This is a genomic window from Enterococcus sp. UD-01 (assembly GCF_044909655.1).
GTDB lineage: Bacteria > Bacillota > Bacilli > Lactobacillales > Enterococcaceae > Enterococcus_L.
Genome location: NZ_JBIYEU010000009.1, coordinates 38,647 through 57,926 on the forward strand (window position 1 = coordinate 38,647; position 19,280 = coordinate 57,926).

General features: G+C 36.9%; 17 protein-coding genes and 2 CRISPR repeat arrays. Of the genes, 3 read left to right on the forward strand and 14 right to left on the reverse strand.

Going from position 1 to position 19,280, the window contains the following annotated elements:
* Positions 1-10: 10 nt before the first annotated feature.
* The 6 genes from phnE (ABH902_RS09200) to cas6 all read right to left on the reverse strand — a co-directional run bounded on the left by phnE (ABH902_RS09200) (position 11) and on the right by cas6 (position 7,865).
* Complete coding sequence (gene phnE / locus ABH902_RS09200) at positions 11-787, reverse strand: phosphonate ABC transporter, permease protein PhnE (RefSeq protein ID WP_404590424.1); 777 nt, start codon at positions 785-787, stop codon at positions 11-13.
* Positions 787-1,566: a phosphonate ABC transporter, permease protein PhnE gene (gene phnE, locus ABH902_RS09205; RefSeq protein WP_404590425.1), complete on the reverse strand. Its 780-nt coding sequence runs from the start codon at positions 1,564-1,566 to the stop codon at positions 787-789. The genes phnE (ABH902_RS09200) and phnE (ABH902_RS09205) overlap by 1 nt, the downstream gene beginning before the upstream one ends.
* The gene (phnC, locus tag ABH902_RS09210; RefSeq protein ID WP_404590426.1) at positions 1,563-2,330 is read right to left on the reverse strand and encodes a phosphonate ABC transporter ATP-binding protein; all 768 of its coding nucleotides are present in this window, start codon (positions 2,328-2,330) and stop codon (positions 1,563-1,565) included. Before phnC ends, phnE (ABH902_RS09205) begins: the two co-directional genes overlap by 4 nt.
* Before the next feature lie 133 nt (positions 2,331-2,463).
* Positions 2,464-3,402 (reverse strand): phosphate/phosphite/phosphonate ABC transporter substrate-binding protein, encoded by a 939-nt coding sequence (locus ABH902_RS09215; protein WP_404590427.1) that lies wholly within the window; start codon positions 3,400-3,402, stop codon positions 2,464-2,466.
* Positions 3,403-3,827: 425 nt separating this feature from the next.
* Positions 3,828-4,364 carry an HdeD family acid-resistance protein gene (locus ABH902_RS09220; protein ID WP_404590428.1) on the reverse strand — a complete coding sequence of 179 codons (537 nt, stop codon included), beginning with the start codon at positions 4,362-4,364 and terminating at the stop codon, positions 3,828-3,830.
* 261 nt (positions 4,365-4,625) lie between these two features.
* Positions 4,626-7,516: direct repeats of the CRISPR family, unit length 33 nt; unit sequence ATTTCAATCCACTCACTCTAAACAGAGTGAGAC.
* Between the two features lie 175 nt (positions 7,517-7,691).
* Positions 7,692-7,865, reverse strand: coding sequence for a CRISPR system precrRNA processing endoribonuclease RAMP protein Cas6 (gene cas6, locus ABH902_RS09225; protein ID WP_404590429.1), 174 nt, complete (start codon positions 7,863-7,865; stop codon positions 7,692-7,694).
* Positions 7,866-7,951: 86 nt separating this feature from the next.
* Between cas6 and ABH902_RS09230 the strand changes: the two genes are divergently transcribed.
* The gene (locus ABH902_RS09230) at positions 7,952-8,053 is read left to right on the forward strand and encodes a type I toxin-antitoxin system Fst family toxin (protein WP_404590430.1); all 102 of its coding nucleotides are present in this window, start codon (positions 7,952-7,954) and stop codon (positions 8,051-8,053) included.
* A 195-nt stretch (positions 8,054-8,248) separates the two neighbouring features.
* Positions 8,249-9,382: direct repeats of the CRISPR family, unit length 33 nt; unit sequence ATTTCAATCCACACACTCTAAACAGAGTGAGAC.
* Positions 9,383-9,548: 166 nt separating this feature from the next.
* Here the strand turns inward: ABH902_RS09230 and cas2 are convergent.
* Genes cas2 through cas3 form a run of 7 tightly spaced genes read right to left on the reverse strand, consistent with a single transcriptional unit; the run spans position 9,549 to position 17,443 of the window.
* Complete coding sequence (cas2, locus tag ABH902_RS09235; protein WP_404590431.1) at positions 9,549-9,839, reverse strand: CRISPR-associated endonuclease Cas2; 291 nt, start codon at positions 9,837-9,839, stop codon at positions 9,549-9,551.
* A gap of 8 nt (positions 9,840-9,847) precedes the next feature.
* The gene (gene cas1c, locus ABH902_RS09240; RefSeq protein ID WP_404590432.1) at positions 9,848-10,879 is read right to left on the reverse strand and encodes a type I-C CRISPR-associated endonuclease Cas1c; all 1,032 of its coding nucleotides are present in this window, start codon (positions 10,877-10,879) and stop codon (positions 9,848-9,850) included.
* A complete protein-coding gene (gene cas4 / locus ABH902_RS09245; RefSeq protein WP_404590433.1) occupies positions 10,876-11,529 on the reverse strand; it encodes a CRISPR-associated protein Cas4 in 654 nt (217 codons plus the stop codon). The genes cas1c and cas4 overlap by 4 nt, the downstream gene beginning before the upstream one ends.
* A gap of 1 nt (position 11,530) precedes the next feature.
* A complete protein-coding gene (gene cas7c, locus ABH902_RS09250) occupies positions 11,531-12,403 on the reverse strand; it encodes a type I-C CRISPR-associated protein Cas7/Csd2 (RefSeq protein WP_404590434.1) in 873 nt (290 codons plus the stop codon).
* 18 nt (positions 12,404-12,421) lie between these two features.
* The gene (gene cas8c, locus ABH902_RS09255) at positions 12,422-14,242 is read right to left on the reverse strand and encodes a type I-C CRISPR-associated protein Cas8c/Csd1 (protein ID WP_404590435.1); all 1,821 of its coding nucleotides are present in this window, start codon (positions 14,240-14,242) and stop codon (positions 12,422-12,424) included.
* A 4-nt stretch (positions 14,243-14,246) separates the two neighbouring features.
* The gene (gene cas5c / locus ABH902_RS09260) at positions 14,247-14,966 is read right to left on the reverse strand and encodes a type I-C CRISPR-associated protein Cas5c (protein ID WP_404590436.1); all 720 of its coding nucleotides are present in this window, start codon (positions 14,964-14,966) and stop codon (positions 14,247-14,249) included.
* A gap of 14 nt (positions 14,967-14,980) precedes the next feature.
* Positions 14,981-17,443 (reverse strand): CRISPR-associated helicase Cas3', encoded by a 2,463-nt coding sequence (gene cas3, locus ABH902_RS09265; RefSeq protein ID WP_404590437.1) that lies wholly within the window; start codon positions 17,441-17,443, stop codon positions 14,981-14,983.
* A 214-nt stretch (positions 17,444-17,657) separates the two neighbouring features.
* Between cas3 and mazE the strand changes: the two genes are divergently transcribed.
* Together mazE and ABH902_RS09275 are read left to right on the forward strand one after the other, a co-directional pair.
* On the forward strand, positions 17,658-17,888 hold the full coding sequence (mazE, locus tag ABH902_RS09270; protein ID WP_404590438.1) for a type II toxin-antitoxin system PemI/MazE family antitoxin: 231 nt from the start codon (positions 17,658-17,660) through the stop codon (positions 17,886-17,888).
* Positions 17,888-18,229, forward strand: a complete 342-nt coding sequence (locus tag ABH902_RS09275) for a type II toxin-antitoxin system PemK/MazF family toxin (RefSeq protein WP_404590439.1) — start codon at positions 17,888-17,890, stop codon at positions 18,227-18,229. Before mazE ends, ABH902_RS09275 begins: the two co-directional genes overlap by 1 nt.
* A 296-nt stretch (positions 18,230-18,525) precedes the next feature.
* Here ABH902_RS09275 and ABH902_RS09280 read toward each other — a convergent pair whose 3' ends face one another.
* Complete coding sequence (locus ABH902_RS09280; RefSeq protein ID WP_404590483.1) at positions 18,526-19,182, reverse strand: Crp/Fnr family transcriptional regulator; 657 nt, start codon at positions 19,180-19,182, stop codon at positions 18,526-18,528.
* Positions 19,183-19,280 lie beyond the last annotated feature (98 nt).

Genomic DNA, 19,280 nt, shown 5'->3' on the forward strand with positions numbered 1-19,280 from the left:
CCTCACACGTTTATTGTAGTTTTTTCCGTAAGTATCCGGTGATTGCATCAATTAAAAAGACAGTAATGATGATCCCGAATAAAATAATGCCCACTTTATCCCAAGCTCTTGATTGAATGGCAAAAATCATTGGTGCACCAATCCCGCCGGCACCCACCAAGCCTAAGGTTGCAGCACTACGAACGGCAATTTCAAAATGATTCAGCGCTAAAGATAGAAAGGTCGGAATCAGTTGTGGCAATCTAGCATAAAACATCGTTTGCCAAAAGTTTGCCCCAACCGCTGTCATTGACTCCACAGGGGCTTCATCCATTGATTCAATTTCTTCTGTGTATAATTTGCCCAGCATTCCAATTTGATGGACACCAATCGCTAACACACCGGCAAATGGACCCGGCCCCACCATTTTAACGAAAATAATCGCATATACCAGCTCTGGAAAAGCCCGCAGAACATTACACACAAATTTCCCGATTTTAGAAATAATCTTATTGGATTTCCACAGATTATGGGCACTAATAAAGGTTAACGGCAACGCTAAAATTGTCGCAATAACGGTTCCTAAAAAGGCAATACCGATCGTCAACAACAACAGACTCAATAAATCCTCACCGCTACCATCATACACATACGACCAGTCCGGGTGAAACAATCCGGATAAAACAGATTGTACCATCCCAAAGGACATATTGCCGGCTTCCGAATAATCAATACCTGCCGCAGAATACACGATGATGGCTAGAACAACAAGAAGCGGCCAGCTTTTAAATCTTTGTTTTATCTTCATTAAACCAACCTCTTTCTGATAATTTCACTGATCCAATCAATCGTGATGACTACAACTAAAATAGATAAAATAATAATAGACACTCGATCATAACGCATCAGGCTCAAAGAAGAATTCAAAATAACCCCGATACCACCGGCACCTACATAGCCTAGAATCGTTGATGCACGAATATTCACTTCAAATGCATATAAAGAATAGCTGGCGATTTGGTGCGAGATTTGCGGTGCAATCGACCAAAATGCGATTTGTGTTTTCGTTGCACCCACAGATTCAGCTGCCTCGATCGGTCCATGATCGATGGTTTCAATCGCTTCATACACCAATTGAGACACCATGCCAAAGGTAAAGACAGCAATCGTCAAAACCCCAGTAAATTCACCAATCCCAAACATCGCCACAAACAACGCAGCCAATAAAAGATTGGGAATCGTCCGCACAATACTCATCAAAAACCGGACAATCGTCGTAATAATAAAATTCCGAGTCACGACAGTGGTAGCTATAAAAGCAAACGGAACCGCAAAAGCCACGCCGATTGTTGTCCCAACGACAGACATCTTAATTGTTTTAATCATCGGTGCCACAATTTTTGGAATATAGCTCCAATCCGGACTAAGAAAGCGTTGTAAGAAAAGACCCATTTGATCCAAATTATTGAATACATCGGCCATTTGTGCGCCGGTTACACTGGCACTAGCGTATACACATATTAAAACTAAAGCGACAATAAATAACTGCTTATATAAGTTACGGTGGATCGTATCTTTCAGCTTCATTCCGCTTCACCATCAGTTTGTTTCAAAATATCTGCGCCATAAATACTTGTTAAGACTTCATCTGTCGCTTCTGCTGCAGAGCCGTCAAAGACAACCTCACCATCCCGCAAACCAATAATCCGACTGGAAAATTCCCGTGCCAAATCAACCGAATGCAAATTAATAACCACAGTATGATTTAACTCCTGATTGATTTTTTTCAAATCCTTCATAATTTTTTGCGTGGTAATTGGATCCAAAGAAGCCACGGGTTCATCTGCTAAAATAATCGACGCCTGCTGAACAAGGGTTCTGGCAATGGAAACACGCTGCTGTTGACCACCACTTAGCTCGTCGCTTCTTGAATGCAGCTTATCGCCTAAGCCAACACGATCTAGCGCATCTGTGACTAAAGCATAATCATCTTTTGAAAAGAACCCAAAAATACTTTTGAACGTTGAATAATAGCCTAATCTACCTGAAATAACGTTCTTTTGAACAGAGCTTTTCTTTACCAAATTAAAATGCTGAAAAATCATCCCGATATTTCGACGAATCTTTCTTAAATCACGTTTGCCGGCTTTCGTGATGGAAGCACCGTCAATAATAATATTGCCTTCTGTGATTTCATTTAAACGATTAATAGAACGTAGCAGTGTACTTTTCCCCGCGCCGCTAAGACCAATAACCGAAACAAATTCACCATCTTCAATTGTTAAGTTAATATTTTTAAGACCTTTCACACCATTGCTATACGTTTTTGTTACGTTCTCAAACTGAATCATGTTTTCTCCTTTTAAGTAAATAGAAAAAGGTTAGAACAAAGAGTGAAAGACAATGTAGACCTTTCAGCCGCCATGCCCTCTTTGTTCCACCATTTATTTCATAGTCAAGCATTATTGATAATTATATGACTGCTTATTCTGCAGCCTTTGCTGTGTACTCTTCAACCGTATCGTAATTTTTGTCGTCTGCTTCTACATAGCCTTTGTGTCCCCACATAGCCATAGCATCCGCGCCTTCTTTGTCTTTAGGCATTGCCAGGAAAACCTCTTTAACTTTTGCCTGCAGGTCTTTGTCCATTTTCGGCTGAACCGCAATTGCATCGTTAGGAATGTCGCCTTTTGTCAGATATAACACTTTTAGATCTTTAAATAAATCATCTTTTTCAAATTTTGATGCAAACACATTACGTGCACCTTCAAAGACGAAGCACGCGTCCTGCTGGCCATTTAACACCGCAGTAATTTCACTTGGAATATCATTAACTGTTGTCAACGTAACGTCTTTCGTCGGGTCGATGCCTTCTTCCTTCATTTCAACAACTGGATAAATGTACCCGCTGGCAGAGTTAGGACTTAAGGTGGCGATTTTTTTCCCTTTTAAATCCTTTAAGGAATCCAAGCCGCTATCTGTTCTAACTAAAACTTCTCCTTTAAATGTGCTGGATAATTTGTCAGCCTCTGGTTTACCTGTTTCGCGATTATACGCGCCCAGTTCAGAAGAAAGAATCGCTGTCGCTGCTTTTTGGTTACGTGCCTGTACATAAGCTGACGGCGGCATAATACCAATATCTACTTTTCCGGAAGCCATTGCTTCAACAATCGTTGAATAGTCGGTTGCTAAAGTAACATTTACATCACGACCTAATTTTTCTGATAAATATTTTGCGAAAGGTTTCGCTTTTGCTTCCATTGAACCATCATTATTAGTTGGAACAAATTGTAATTCCAGCGCTTTTGTATCATCTGATGCTTTTTTCTCACCAGAGGATCCACAACCTGCAAGTAAACCCATACTCAATCCAATTACTGATAACAATCCTAACAATTTTGCACTCTTTTTCACGCTTTCCATCCCTTCGCATTTCGGCTTAACTGGAACATTTCTCCAGCTAACTCCATTATATTTTCCCAATATAAATTTGTAGTAAGCTTGATGTAAATTTTCAGTAATATTTCACTTTCACTTCATCGCAGACTACGTACTCTGTGCTTGATCCTCTTAGCTAATAAAACCCTTTCGGAATTTTCTAAAAAAAGAAGAAGCAAACTAAAATTAGTATAGCATAAATTCAGCCTTTTTCTAGACTTGCTTTCATTTTTTCTTTATTTTATTCTCATTTCGTTTCGGTAAATTTAACCTTTATTTCCAGTCTCACTAAGTCTTTTTACGAAATGGCACTCTTAGCTGACATTAATCGCTTGTTATCTTTCCTTTTTTGTCGAAAAATAAAAAGGAGGACAAAACGAATCTGTTTTGCCTCCTTTATTAGACGTTTCTTACTGGATTTTGCGTAATTGGAAAAAGGAAGTAATTTCACCAATCCCCATAAAAATTAAAATGATTCCAAACAATTGGAACAACACCAATAAACTGCCAAATGGATTAAAGGTTAATACCAGCCCGGCAACAATCAAAATCACACTGTAAATCATCATCGGCAGCCAGCTTACATTCACATAAGAACGTAAATTATTTGCCTGCATCGCTCGCGTAAGTCCCACGATGACAATAATTAATCCTAAGAAAATCGGTAAAATACTTACAATTCCTTTAGCAAAAACCAGTACAATCGCGGCGACAATCACTAAAACAATCCCGCCTAAAAAGCTCATTCCGTAGGTTCCAGTTGCTTTTTTCACTTTAAAACCGTCATATAAACTAAGCAGACCCATAATGGCAATATACGCTGAAATAAAATAAACGGCCGCTTGAAAAACATCTCTCGGGTTAAATAAAATCAATAAACCGAAAAGAATATAAACAAACCCACGCAAAAGTGCATACTTTCTTAATTGTTCCATAACATTATTCATCGTTCATCCCTCCATAACTTCTTTTTCTATTCTCTATTATTGTATAGAATTTCTAAGGATCTGACGAATAAAAAGGTTCTGTTTTTGAAAATTTTATAACGATATAGGAAATAAAAAGAGAAAAAAGCGGCTACCCTCGGAAAAGTCGTTTTGAAGAATATATTTATAATAACCATGTGATAGTACTGGATTAGTTCATTTGTTTCACTCTAGATAAAGTGAAACACCTTTTGAAATAATCTTGCTTGCCCAACTAGCAAGATTTCAATCTACTCGCTCTAAACAGAGTGAGACAAACCCATTTGCAATACCAGACAGCATGCCACCGATTTCAATCCACTCACTCTAAACAGAGTGAGACTTTCACTTCTTCAAAAGCCCATTTTAAACCTTTTAATTTCAATCCACTCACTCTAAACAGAGTGAGACGTCTCCGGCCATCTGTTCTAATGTCTTTCCAGCAGTAATTTCAATCCACTCACTCTAAACAGAGTGAGACAAGTTCCGTGTTTGGCAACTATGCGAGCTAATCTTATTTCAATCCACTCACTCTAAACAGAGTGAGACGCTTTCAAGTTATCATTGAGATTAGATAATGAGATTTCAATCCACTCACTCTAAACAGAGTGAGACACTACTTTTTCTTGCTCTTAGTACATTAACATCAGGTATTTCAATCCACTCACTCTAAACAGAGTGAGACGGTTTTTATAATTTCAAATTACGCAAGGTAACGGATTTCAATCCACTCACTCTAAACAGAGTGAGACGCTAACGATGGTGTATAAAATGAATACGGATTTGTTATTTCAATCCACTCACTCTAAACAGAGTGAGACTATCAAAAGACAAACTATCATCCGCCCTATAGTTATTTCAATCCACTCACTCTAAACAGAGTGAGACCTGATACACCCCCCGACAGCAGGTCTGGCGAAAAAAATTTCAATCCACTCACTCTAAACAGAGTGAGACCTGTACTGACAGCCATATTGTCGATGGGCTTAGTCATTTCAATCCACTCACTCTAAACAGAGTGAGACGAATAACTGTTTATGAAAAGAATACAAAGCAATTTATTTCAATCCACTCACTCTAAACAGAGTGAGACGTTAGAGTTCGCCTGCTAACTTCTGAGGACTATGTTATTTCAATCCACTCACTCTAAACAGAGTGAGACGATTATTTAGCCGCTCTGCAGCTCTTCTTTATGTAATTTCAATCCACTCACTCTAAACAGAGTGAGACATAAAATGCTCTCTGGCGCAATAGCAGACGCCAAACATTTCAATCCACTCACTCTAAACAGAGTGAGACACAAAGTCCTTCGGGGCTATGTCGGTTACTTTGGATTTCAATCCACTCACTCTAAACAGAGTGAGACCTCGATGAAAAAATGAAATGGCCTATCTTAACGCCAATTTCAATCCACTCACTCTAAACAGAGTGAGACTCGCAAGCGTGGCGCGGATTTATCAGCCGGGCATTATTTCAATCCACTCACTCTAAACAGAGTGAGACCATGGCTCTACTACCCTTTAGCGGATGTGGTGCCTGATTTCAATCCACTCACTCTAAACAGAGTGAGACCTAAGTATGTAGTTAAGGATAGCACAAAAAAATAAATTTCAATCCACTCACTCTAAACAGAGTGAGACGATGACCAAATTGCTAGCAGAGCTAGAAAGCGATATTTCAATCCACTCACTCTAAACAGAGTGAGACAAACCACCGCTTTTCATATCTAAGCCAAGTTGATTTATTTCAATCCACTCACTCTAAACAGAGTGAGACTCTTAAACATTTAACATAATTGGAGTGCTCCATATCATTTCAATCCACTCACTCTAAACAGAGTGAGACCGTTACGCCAGTCCAAGAAAAAGCTGCGGCGTTAGAAATTTCAATCCACTCACTCTAAACAGAGTGAGACTCTTAACGATTATAACGAGGTGTTAGACAGCAACGATTTCAATCCACTCACTCTAAACAGAGTGAGACTTATTATTGGCGATAGTCATCGAGTTTCCAAAAAGTATTTCAATCCACTCACTCTAAACAGAGTGAGACATTTTTTAGGGAAGGAGGGAGCTTATGAGTAGTGATTTCAATCCACTCACTCTAAACAGAGTGAGACGGCAACAAAGCTATCCAACTCTTGGAGAACGACTATTTCAATCCACTCACTCTAAACAGAGTGAGACAGGGCTCAAAGCAGCATTACCCAAGTACAAAGATATTTCAATCCACTCACTCTAAACAGAGTGAGACTTTTAAAATGTTTTTGCCCTCTTCGCTGTAGGTCGATTTCAATCCACTCACTCTAAACAGAGTGAGACGCAAGAGCTACGCCAAAAAATTGACAATCGGACAATTTCAATCCACTCACTCTAAACAGAGTGAGACAATCTCAAAATCAATCTGCAGCTGACAAACAACTTATTTCAATCCACTCACTCTAAACAGAGTGAGACCCCATTAGGCAAGCGGTACATTTCCTGCCAATTTATTTCAATCCACTCACTCTAAACAGAGTGAGACAACATCCTGACTTTCCAACCACGCCGCAATATCGTATTTCAATCCACTCACTCTAAACAGAGTGAGACGGTAGCGGATTATCTAAAATAGGCCAATGGCTCTCTATTTCAATCCACTCACTCTAAACAGAGTGAGACAGCATCAGATATTTTTAAACTATCCGAATAATCAATTTCAATCCACTCACTCTAAACAGAGTGAGACGCATTGGCATTAGAAAGAGGGATTATGGCAAAAGTAATTTCAATCCACTCACTCTAAACAGAGTGAGACCTTTACTTCTGCAGCAATGCTGGCAGACGAGCGTTTATTTCAATCCACTCACTCTAAACAGAGTGAGACTCTGAAAAAATTGGCAAAGACTATAAGATAAAGTTATTTCAATCCACTCACTCTAAACAGAGTGAGACGCCAACTGCATATTGACCATGACTTTCGAAAATGCAATTTCAATCCACTCACTCTAAACAGAGTGAGACGACAATAAAAAGGCAGTATAAAGAATTCAATTTATTTCAATCCACTCACTCTAAACAGAGTGAGACATCCGGTTTGTACCTTGTACATCAATTTGACAAATTTCAATCCACTCACTCTAAACAGAGTGAGACTGTGATTTTGCCGTATAATTACATCAAATTCAGCAAAAATCATCTTAATTTCACCATAAAATTAAAATTAAATTAGAAAAAAGACTGTTTTTGGTCAAAAATCATTCAAAATTTGGTGCGAAACCCCCAGTAATTTCATGTGCACTTGGGGTTCGCACTAAATAATTCAGTTCTCCTAAGTTATAATTATTTCTATTTTACCACAACCAAAAGTTGTATTTCTACCAATGTGTAATAGTTGGGCAGCATTAAGCCATGGCGTATATGGCGTCAGCTCTCCTTCAAAGGTTAAGATTCCCATTATTCCTGAAAAATCCATTTTTTCATTAATCTTATTAGAAAATTGCACAATCAACTCTTTTTTAAATTAGTGCTCTTTAACCCCTTAAATTAAGTTATAATTAATTGTCGCCTATCCGAAAGTCTTGCGACTGGATGGAGGTGTTATGCTTGATCGAGTTAATCATTTGCCCCCTTCTTGTCGGGATATTAATTGTCCTTTTTGAGTATTGGCTAAATACAAGAAACAAGAAGTAAAACAATCCAAGGCGACATTAGCCCACGAAAAACCCCTAGAGAATCCGACTTCTCTAGGGGTTTAGTGTTATACTTGATCTTCATTTGCACCTTTAGTATACCATAGCTCTCTTTTATTGACAATTTTGCTTCACATAGAAAATTCCTTAAAAGTTAGAAGAGCTTATGATTTCTGTTTAAATAGTATGATTATTTGATAGATGTGTCTCACACTAAACAGAGTGAGACTGGAACACATAAAACACAACGAAATAATTGCCAACAATTTCAATCCACTCACTCTAAATAGAGTGAGACAATCCAAGCTTTGATGTAATTAACTATTGTATAAAAATTTCAATCCACTCACTCTAAACAGAGTGAGACATATGACGGTACTCTGATACTTTGGGACGAATTGCAATTTCAATCCACTCACTCTAAACAGAGTGAGACGAAATGGAGTTGAGCTTGGCGCATGTTACATGATTTTATTTCAATCCACACACTCTAAACAGAGTGAGACTTTCTCACCTTGCTAAAAAGCAAGGCGACCCTTTAGAATTTCAATCCACACACTCTAAACAGAGTGAGACGGTTGTGCCTGTAATGTCTAACTCTTCCTGTACAGCGTATTTCAATCCACACACTCTAAACAGAGTGAGACTATGTTTCCATGTGGCACTCTTAGTTCCTATATACTCATTTCAATCCACACACTCTAAACAGAGTGAGACCGCAATTACGGTATAGCTTAACAGACGACCTCTATTTCAATCCACACACTCTAAACAGAGTGAGACATGGCAGACAAGCAATTGTTTATGCACCAACAATTATTTCAATCCACACACTCTAAACAGAGTGAGACATTCTGCTGAGCCTAAGTCAATAGCGGAGCTGAGAATTTCAATCCACACACTCTAAACAGAGTGAGACAAGTATGCTTTGTCAGAAATAATTGGATTGATTATTTCAATCCACACACTCTAAACAGAGTGAGACTCCAGTCTATTTTTGATATGTTTAACGCAATACTCATTTCAATCCACACACTCTAAACAGAGTGAGACGACAATTTACAAGTAGAGGCAGGCTCAATCACCGATATTTCAATCCACACACTCTAAACAGAGTGAGACGCTTTAGCATCTGGTTTTGTTTTAAAACCTGATTTACATTTCAATCCACACACTCTAAACAGAGTGAGACGTACCGACGTTATCACGACCGCGTCTCGCTAGTAGCATTTCAATCCACACACTCTAAACAGAGTGAGACGCCCCTTTCGAATGTATGTTCTTTTTTACTTTTAAAATTTCAATCCACACACTCTAAACAGAGTGAGACAGTGATTTCTACTTAGTTTTATGCTAAAACTACCTAAAAACCACCTTAATTCTCTCTTTAAATTAGAATTTGATTAGAAAAAGGTCGTTTTCCATCAAAAAATCAACCAAAATTTGGTGCGAATCCCCTAGTATTTTCATGTGCACTTGGGGTTCGCACCTGTTTATCAAAAAATCAAAGGCTCTTCCACATTAAAACTTTCTTTAGCCCCGATATGGTCAATTTTATTTTTATAGTTCTTTCCTAGTTGATAAATCCGCAAGCTATCCACTTCTTCATCAATCAAGTCAATTAACTCTTTTTTCAATTTAACCAATTCCGTTGCATCGACCACACATTCAAAAACTGAATGTTGAACACGTTGTCCATAATCCTGACATTTTTTGGCGACTTTACGCAGCCGTTTGCTACCGCCAGCGGTGCTTGTAGCCACATCGTAAGTAATCAAAACCAGCAAGTTCTCACCTACTTCCAAAGAAACGGCGGGTAACCGTCCAAGTCGTCTCGCAGATAGCGGCTTAAAAGCAACGCTTGGGCATAGGGCACTAAGCCCCAGCTGATTTTTTCACCTAAAAAAGGGTGCTGAATTGTTTCCTGCTTTTTATCTTGCCAGTTTTTGAAAAAGACTTTACGTCCAGCATCTGTCAGCAAAACTGCGCCGCTTTCTTTTTTGATGAAGTCTTTGGCTGTCACAACTTTTTTATTGATTAAAGTCAAAACAAATCGGTCGGCATAAATTCCCCGTAGCTCCTCCATCAAATCCAAAGCCAGCGATGCTCTTCCCGGTCGATCCTGATGCATGAAGCCCACATAAGGATCAAGCCCGACCGTTTCCAGCGCCGCCGCGCATTCTTGCGCCAAAAGCGTATATGCTAAAGAAAGCAAAGCATTCACGTTATCCAATGGTGGTCGGCGATTTCTACCGTAAAAACCAAATTCTGCTTTTTGTTGTAAAATCATTTGATCAAACAATAAAAAATAACGATTCGCCGCTTGTCCTTCGATTCCTCTCAAAGAATCCAAATCCTTTGCCTGTTGGACATCTTCAATATATTTTTTTAATTCTACCGAAATTTGTTTGAATTGTTCTACATTGACTCGCAGCGGATTATCTCGAGTGATTCTTTCCAGCATCCAGCGCTGATTATATAATTTACCCACAATAAAATGCCGAGCAATTGCCAGACTTTGCGTTTCGTCATCGGAAATTCGGTATTGTTTTTTTCTTAACGTAACATTTCCTGTGGTTCCGCCAGTTACCCGACTGCCAAATCTGCCGCTAGTTGTTAAAAAGGTTAAACTAATATTTTTTTCGGCACACTTGCGCATTAATGCCGGACTCGCGCCTAAGTAACCAGAAGTAACTACCCCTTCCAGATTATGCAGTGGTACACGACCTAATTTTGTTTCCTCTTTTAAAACAACAATATTTTCTCCATCTAAAGCTAAATAAGTATCCGGCGTTGTCACAAATAAGGTATTTAGCAATTTTCTCATTCCCGCAGCCTCCGATCCATGTAGCTTTTGACGGTTTGAACATTCATCAATTTCGGCAAACAAATATCCTGTAGTGAGCATTTTTTACAGAAATTTCCGGTTTTTACCTTAGGTGTATAACGCCTTGCCCAATATTGGTGCATTTCCGCTACTTTTTTCTGTAGCTCAGCTCTTAATTCATCCGTAATTGCTACTGCTTCTCGCCGCTTCGTTTCATGATAGTACAAGTAGCCTTGAGGAACCTCACAGACCAGCATTTCTTCTAAACAAACGGCTTGTGCGGTCAATTGTAAAATATCACTAAGCTCTTGCTTGGGTTTACCATGCTTATATTCCACAGGCACCGGTAAAAAGGTTCCTGTTTCGCCGGCTAAAGTAACGCCATTAGGATCTTGAACAAATTCAACCACATCGCAAATGCCGGATAACCCAAAAGTTGGTGAATGAATCGGCAGCGCGCGAACAATCAAACGATCCTTCCGTTTTTCTCGAATCAGTGGCTGATCAGCCTTTTCATGCAAATATTGACCTTCCAAGGTTAGCACGTTCTCCTGCCATTGCTGCTCAATATGGATCAATGCCCATTGCCGCCGACAGAAAAGAAAATGCTGAATCCCCGAAATCATTAAATAATCCTGTTCCTCATACATTTTACAATCCGTCAATTTCAGTTAGCTTGATTCCTTCGATTGGTTCGACCGTAATTGTGTAATCAGCGACTGATTTGGCGCGATCGACTTCCGGCCGTTTAGCAATACTCACGGAACGATGCACTTTCGCAGAAGAGGCCTTGCCCATTTTGCTTGGATGCTCCCACCAGTACACCTTTTCCACCGCCATACTGCCGTCAGGACGAGCAGAAGAAGCATCATTTTCAAATAAGGTAATTAGCGCTTCTTTGATTTTTTCAGCATCCGCCTCGGTGAAGCCTGTTTTTTCAGCTAGCTGCACGTTGATACTGCCGTTGAATACGTAGAGACCAAAATCAACGAAGTGTTTGGTTCCCATGGTTTCAGATCCTTTTTTATCTTCTGGTTCTGAATTAACGCTCTTTGTAATTTGCATCGATGTAATATCAATCGGTTGAACACTTGTTGCCAATTGAATTGATACAGGACCCCTTACACCAACTGAAACTCCTTCACCTTTTCTTTTTCCCTTAAAAGCAAAAACTTGACCGAAACTTCGCGTATCAATCCAAGTTTCACATGCTTTTTTATTATATAATTCTCTATCCGGATTTTTTTTATCTTCTGCAATTTTTTTCAATTCTTCATTGGCGTTAGCTCGCTCTTTCAAACTTCTAAAGCCATCATCTGCACGGTCATCTGATTGAACAAAGATTCGTTCGCCCATATCTTGTAGACGATTACGAATTTTCCGTTTGATCGCTACATCAGAAATTTCACCATAGCCATCAAAATTTTGACGTGGACGATTGCCATTTAATGGATCACCATTTGGGTTCGCATTTTTTACAGAAACTACCACTTTAAAATCAATTTTTTTAGATAACGCTGACATCTTTTATTCCTCCATCTATTATTTATTTTTTTTATCTTCTTTATCCAATTCTACTAATGCGACTCTTTGATTAGCATAACCTTCTAAATATCTACCATCCAAAGGATCATCATTAAATTTTCCTTCAAGGAAAAGCGGCATGATCTGTTCATCAATAATCTCAGTATACTTTCTTCCTTGATTGAGCATTCTTGTTTCATAAGGCACTAAACTTTCTCGAATCATTTTCCATGTAAATTTTGGTTTACTACTAAATTTTTGCATATATTTTTTTGCATTCGTAGGACGATTTTCTTTTAATTGTTTTAATTTTTTTTCTTCTACATAATCTGCAACAGCTAGTAAACGGCCAAATAAGTAACTTCTATCATTTTCTTCCTGATTTAATTCCAATTGAATATCCCCCTTAAATTTCTCTTTCTGCTCAATTGATGTTTGATCATAACGATGTCGAATCATTGCGGCACAAGCAATACTTAAAACTTTTTCCCATTCATTTTCATCTTTTATTCCTGCTGGATTAGATGCTCTCTGAAATAGACGTCGAACGATTGTCAGAGGTATTTTTTTTCCCTCTAATACACATGGATATAGTTCACTTAATGTATTTTTGATTAATACGTTACTTGCTTTTTCTCCGTATGCTGCTTCAACCATATCGCTTAAAGAAGGACTTCCTATCCAATCTTTCCCTTTTTCAACACCATATTTATGGCGCCAAATACATGAGGTTTGCCATTCCATTAATTGATCAAAATAACGTTTTGTGTCAATTGATTGATAATATAAAATAGCCATACGTCCTGTTGTCGCTGCATCTAAAATTAAAACAAAGATATGATTGTTCACGCCCAAATTTGCTTTTAACCCATTCATTACATTTGAAACTAATTTAGCAAAACGTTGATTTGTTAGGTCACGGGAAACTAATTTTTCTGCTTGTAGATCACGGGCAAAAATACTATAAGTCGATTCTTCTGGAAACGGAACCTTACTTCCTCTTTGTGACCACGTTAAAAAAATGCGACTGTCAATTATTCGTCCTTGTTTTTTTATCAACCATTTAAGTGCATTATGTCCTTTAGTTGATACTTCATATCCTACTGACACAACCTGAGAAATATCAGAGAATCTCCCTAAAAAAGCAAACGGTTGTTTTTGATTCTCAGATATCAATTTTTTCTTTCCGATTATTGATGCGTGTTTATCATATAATAGACTATATTCACCTGTAATATAATCTAATTCTCTGTTTTTTAAATTGGGCATGTAAAAATTGATATAGTTATTCATTATATTTTTATCTTCCCAAACTGGTACATCACCATCTAAAACGTTAAAGCGAATGACTGAATCTAATGGAATCTTTTTAGGATTTATAAGCTTTGTCTCAATTAAATCTTTAATAACAGATCCTTTCTCTACATAGTTTAAAATACTTTGCACTCTTGGATGTGTCTCTTGAGAGGAACACCAAGTTTTTAATTGTTGAATATAGTCTTTATAGTAATTTTTATTCCCACTATAACAACCGCCATATTCTTCATAATCTCCTGCTACATATTGCAACTTATCATGTAACATATGTGAAACTGGATTGCTTGTTCGGTTTTCTGATTCTATGGTAACTGGAATAATTGTTGCCTGATCATCCTTACTTATTACTTCTGCTCGAACAAATTCTCCTTCAGGTGAAATTGAAATTTCATATTGAGCATTTTGATATGTGTGAGCTTCAGGTAAAAATAATACTTTTTTTCCAAATATCGATTCTTCAACTTCGCCCATCTTTTTCTTATTCTCTTCATAGGTTTGATATAAATCATACAACCAAGTCACAAGTTCACTCCTCCTTTGTCAATTGTGTAAAAAGCGATTCAACCGACTCAATATCATTTGAAGAAAATGACTTCTTTTGCATTTCACCTAAAGAACGAGTGAGTAAGCATTTCTCTGGCCGCTCAAATTTAATAATTCCTTGCTTCATTTTAGGTTGACACAAACGAATAAGTAATTCTTTATTTCCTGTTTCATCGGGATAGGAAAAACCGTGTACCATAGTTCCAAAATGTAATTCACCTTGATCGTCGTAGTATCCACTTTCTTTACCAAATTCTACTGGTTCTACATACCCTTGACATTCTCTCGTCCCTAAAAAGATATCTCGACGACCGCCAGCTTTGAGTGAACGTTTTAAAATTTGATAATGTTTGTCTTCATTGTAGTCATCTTTTAAATCCGGTCGCTGCTTATTAAATTCAAAATGAACTTTCACTTCATAACAAGTGTTCTTCAAATACGTATAATAGGCTAAATCGCTACTAGTCATATCATTGTATTTCACGGGTAAAATCCCTTTCGACTCCATCTGAATTGGATTCATTATACGAACTTCATCAATGTAATACATAATTGTAGGCTTCCAATAAATTGACTCTGTGATACCTTTTAATGCTTGATAGGTTGGAATTTGATACGATAATTTTTCAGCTCCCATTTTTGTCGTTGGGTCTGTAAAAAGTGCGTAATCTCCCCAAACCTTAAATGCAATTTGATTCTTCACTTTATCTCCTCCTTCTAAAACATTATTGCTTCACTTGGTGCCAACGATGTAAAATCAATACCGAAATTGTCACTATAAGAATTATCTGTCACTGCGTAGACCTCTCCATTCAATAGCGGGTAGATTGTTCCATTTTTTTGTAATTTTTCTAGTTCATAATCGAATAGGTTAACCGCGTATTGTTGCGCTCTTTTTAGTATTGGGTAGATTTGTTCAGGCTTTAAGTTCCCGTTTAAATCACCAATTAATTCTTCCCCTTTTTTGTAAGGAACTAAAACTGATGTTGTTGGGCTATGAATAACATTAAAGTATTTAGCCACTGTTTCGGGACTACAAGAACAAATTAGTTTAGGATTGTCTTCATTCTGACTATAAGCTTCTTGTCCGTCCAAATTTTCTCCCAGTAAATCCCATAAGTGCAAATTGACTCCTGGTTTGACTGCTTTCTGATCAAACTCATAAGTAGGATATTTTAAGACCTTTTCAAAAGCAGTATAGTACTTTATAAAATACTCATGTTGAACCTTGTTAGACAATAAGTTTCGATCTGATATTGCTGACTCTTCCTTATATTTTCTTAGAAGTATTAATGTAATTTCTTTGCCTTTTTTTATTTCTTTTAAGTGATCTAAATTCTCTAATTCTGGTGATAGATTAAGTAAATAGACTTCACCGCGTGCTTGTTCCCCGTGCCGATTGCAACGCCCAGCTGCTTGAGCAATTGAATCTAATCCAGCTACGGAGCGAACTACTGCTTGAAAACTAATATCTACACCGGCCTCTATTAGCTGTGTAGTTAAACAGACGACCCTTTTTCCAGCATCTAATTTTTCTCTAATTTCTTTCAGGGTATCCTTTCGATGCTTTGGGCACATTGCTGTACTAAGATGAAAAAGTTCTACTTCTTTACGCTCTTGTTCTTCCATGATTTGATACAACTTCAACACAGCTGATTTTGTATTCAAAATAACAAGTAAATTTTCTTTTTCCTTCAATATTGTTTGACAAAAATCTCCTAATTCTTCCAGCGAATACTGCTTGTCACTATTCACGTCAATTAACTCGACTCTTCGAAATGCTTCTTCAACTTCATCAAGACATGAAACTATTTCACCATCCGGTTCTTTCTCTAATGCTCTTTTGACATAATCTAAAGACGGTTGAGTTGCTGTACATAAAACACTTGTTGTTTGTCCATGTTTTTTCAGAAAATTTAAAACCTCGTTAAACATATACGTGCATTTTGTAGGTACCCCTTGTGCTTCATCAAAAATTATTACAGCATTTGTTAAATTGTGAAAACGCCGTGGCTTTCTCGTTCCTCCACTGTAGATTGTTTCCAAAAACTGAACCATTGTCGTAAAAATTATCGGAGCATCCCAATTATCTCGCATTAATGCCTGCTTATACTCTATTTCTTCTCGTTCCTTTTCTGTCATTTTCATTTCGTCCATTTCTTCTGATTCAGTAAATATATTGGAATGATGCTCCAATATGTTTATATCGTCTTTTAACACTTCACGAACTTCTAAAGAGTTTTGTTCGATTATGTTTGTGAAAGGAATAACATAAATAATTCGCTCTTTTTTATGTTTAATGGCATGATTTATGGCAAAACGTAGTGACCCAAATGTTTTCCCGCCACCAGTTGGTATAGACAAACTATAAATCCCTGTTTCTTTTTTCGAAAACGCTTTACATTGATTTGACATTTCTTGTCGTAATTGATTAATTTTGTTGTTGCTTTTATTATTTTGAAAAGAAAGCATCTTCTCCTCTAATCGATTTGAATATTGCTTAAATAACTGTAGATGATCCTTCTTTTCATAAAATTTTCCTTCCTCAAAAAGCATCGTATTTGTTCTATCAGCATCTAACAAGCAACTATAGACAAACTTTATAATAAAGAACGTTTCGTGTGGTGTAACCTGTGGCATATTATTTTTTATATAAAATTTTTGTAATTCATTTTCGGCTTCAACCAATAATTGCTTAAACATTTTTTCAGAATAGCAGTCTGTAAAAAAACGTTTTTTTATCCCTTCATAATCTTCAAGTTGTTTTTCAGTAACACGTTCTAGATATATTGAACGGATGTCTCCTTCAGCAGTTAAATAATCTCTCAGTCCTTTTCCACTATGATGAGAGATAATTGCATTACCAACAATCTCAGCTAACAATTGTTGAATTCCACTATTAATTGATGTATGACAATAGTCATACATCAATTTCCCCCCCGCCGTTGAATGATCTACGCTACCTCTGGCAACACTTGACGGATCGATTACTGCTTGTCGTAAGTATGATTGAAATTCATCACTATATTTCCCTAAGTCATGGAGTAAGCCTGCTAAATAACAAGTTTTTTCCAAGCCGAGCTTTTTGTCCCAATTACCGCTTAGATCCGCACTTTGCATTAAATGATCTTTTAGCAGTTGATGCTCTCCATCTTTTTTTCTAACATGAGCGATATACATACAATAACTCCTTTTTTAATTTCTTATTGTCTAAAATCTATTATATCATTCGATAAAAAAATGACTATAAAAATTTCTGACTTTATTATTAAATTCGTGTTTATGTTTGTAATTATTTACAAATAAGCAGAAATGCATTGAAATAGCGTAACACTCTGAATTCTTTGTCACACTTAATGTGACGTGGTATAATAAGAGCTAAGAGGTGAGATATATGCTATTTACAAAATCAAGATTACAGGGAAGCTCTGTTGTAGTAACATTGCCAGCAAATAATGGTGAAAAACCTGAATCTAATAAAGAATATATTGTTGTTTATTCAGATGATGGTACCATAACGCTCATTCCCAAGCTTGACGATCCTTTTTCTGGTGGAGCTGAGGGTGAGTTTTATGAACTGGAGGAATGGTCTGAACTATCTCCAGAAGGGAGAGAACTATTGTAATGTCTAACGATAAACACTTTATTCCTAAAAAAGGAGATCTTGTTTGGATAAATTTTGATCCCTCAGCAGGAAAAGAAATTCAAAAACGTCGCCCAGGTCTTGTCGTATCGCGCTATGAGTTCAATCGAAAAACAATGTTTGCAGTTATTTGCCCAATTACTTCAACTTTTAAAGATTTCCCAACCAGATACACACTTCCAAGCGAAGTTAAAGTAACAGGACAAGTGATTATTTCTCAATTAAAATCTCTTGACTTCGCCTCAAGAGAAATTGCGTTTATAGATAGATTACCATTAAAAGATATCGCAAAAATTGAACAAGTGATTGAATATATATTTTGATAACAACTTAATTATGCCGCATTACTCAATGCGTGGATTGAAATGTATTTATGTTCATATTTTTAAAAAGCTAACCTTTATATCTTAGGACAGTTTTTTTTACTTCCCTTTAGAATATCCATGTTATTTACTTAAAATTCCTGCAAAAATATATTATAGTTATTTGGCTATTATTATACGCTAAAAACAAACACAAAGAAATGAATTATTTACTAAAAAACAAAAAAACAACCCATTCTTCCCATTGGAATCTCTTCCTCGGAAAAACAGGTTCGCTTTTTTCTATTTTTTTTAAATTAAAGAATAATATTATCCTTTAATAATTCTAAATCAGTAATAACAATTTTGCGGTCATGTATTTTAATGGCGCCCATTTCTTTAAGTTGCTGCATCATGCGATTCACACTGCTGGCCGAGGTAATTCCGCAAAAATGTGCGATTTCTTCATTCGTCACAATAAAATCAATTAAAATGCCGTCATCTTCAGGTACGCCAAAAGTTTCATATAATTCATAAATTTGTGTACAAACTGCACCGAATTTTCCATTCATCAGCATTTGCTGCATTTTTTTCATAGAATGCATTAACCGAACACGATAATAATCTTTCACATACATCTGCAATTCTTTGCTATTATTAATATCCTTCCAAAATTGTACACGATCCAGCTGGTACAGCTCCGCACGGTTGGATTCGATTCGAATATTAAAAGGTGCATCTGTAAATTGCGAGTATTCATCTCTTAAAAGTGATACAATTTCTAAATTATTAATATATCTAAGATTAAACTCACGGCCGTCTGGAGAAATAACACTTGTTTTGATTATCCCGCTTTTTAAAACGTAAGCATAGCGATCCTGCAACCCTTCGTAGGTCAGATAACTCTTTTTCTTTTTTACAACGACTCGGAAAGAATGTTTGTCTAAATACTCCTGTAATACATGGCTGTCCATCAATGTTAACTCCTTATTCAAATTCTTCTACCTTCTTTATTTAAAATGATACCACACCAAAAAACAATAACAAATGTTAACGTCTTTTGCTATTTATT

What these genes read in the sequence shown, in the direction of transcription:
- phnE (WP_404590424.1), bottom strand. Translation starts at nt 787, where the DNA reads ATGAAGATAAAACAAAGATTTAAAAGCTGGCCGCTTCTTGTTGTTCTA.
- phnE (WP_404590425.1), bottom strand. Translation starts at nt 1,566, where the DNA reads ATGAAGCTGAAAGATACGATCCACCGTAACTTATATAAGCAGTTATTT.
- phnC (WP_404590426.1), bottom strand. Translation starts at nt 2,330, where the DNA reads ATGATTCAGTTTGAGAACGTAACAAAAACGTATAGCAATGGTGTGAAA.
- ABH902_RS09215 (WP_404590427.1), bottom strand. Translation starts at nt 3,402, where the DNA reads ATGGAAAGCGTGAAAAAGAGTGCAAAATTGTTAGGATTGTTATCAGTA.
- ABH902_RS09220 (WP_404590428.1), bottom strand. Translation starts at nt 4,364, where the DNA reads ATGAATAATGTTATGGAACAATTAAGAAAGTATGCACTTTTGCGTGGG.
- ABH902_RS09230 (WP_404590430.1), top strand. Translation starts at nt 7,952, where the DNA reads ATGGAGGTGTTATGCTTGATCGAGTTAATCATTTGCCCCCTTCTTGTC.
- cas1c (WP_404590432.1), bottom strand. Translation starts at nt 10,879, where the DNA reads ATGAGAAAATTGCTAAATACCTTATTTGTGACAACGCCGGATACTTAT.
- cas4 (WP_404590433.1), bottom strand. Translation starts at nt 11,529, where the DNA reads ATGTATGAGGAACAGGATTATTTAATGATTTCGGGGATTCAGCATTTT.
- cas7c (WP_404590434.1), bottom strand. Translation starts at nt 12,403, where the DNA reads ATGTCAGCGTTATCTAAAAAAATTGATTTTAAAGTGGTAGTTTCTGTA.
- cas3 (WP_404590437.1), bottom strand. Translation starts at nt 17,443, where the DNA reads ATGTATATCGCTCATGTTAGAAAAAAAGATGGAGAGCATCAACTGCTA.
- mazE (WP_404590438.1), top strand. Translation starts at nt 17,658, where the DNA reads ATGCTATTTACAAAATCAAGATTACAGGGAAGCTCTGTTGTAGTAACA.
- ABH902_RS09275 (WP_404590439.1), top strand. Translation starts at nt 17,888, where the DNA reads ATGTCTAACGATAAACACTTTATTCCTAAAAAAGGAGATCTTGTTTGG.
- ABH902_RS09280 (WP_404590483.1), bottom strand. Translation starts at nt 19,182, where the DNA reads ATGGACAGCCATGTATTACAGGAGTATTTAGACAAACATTCTTTCCGA.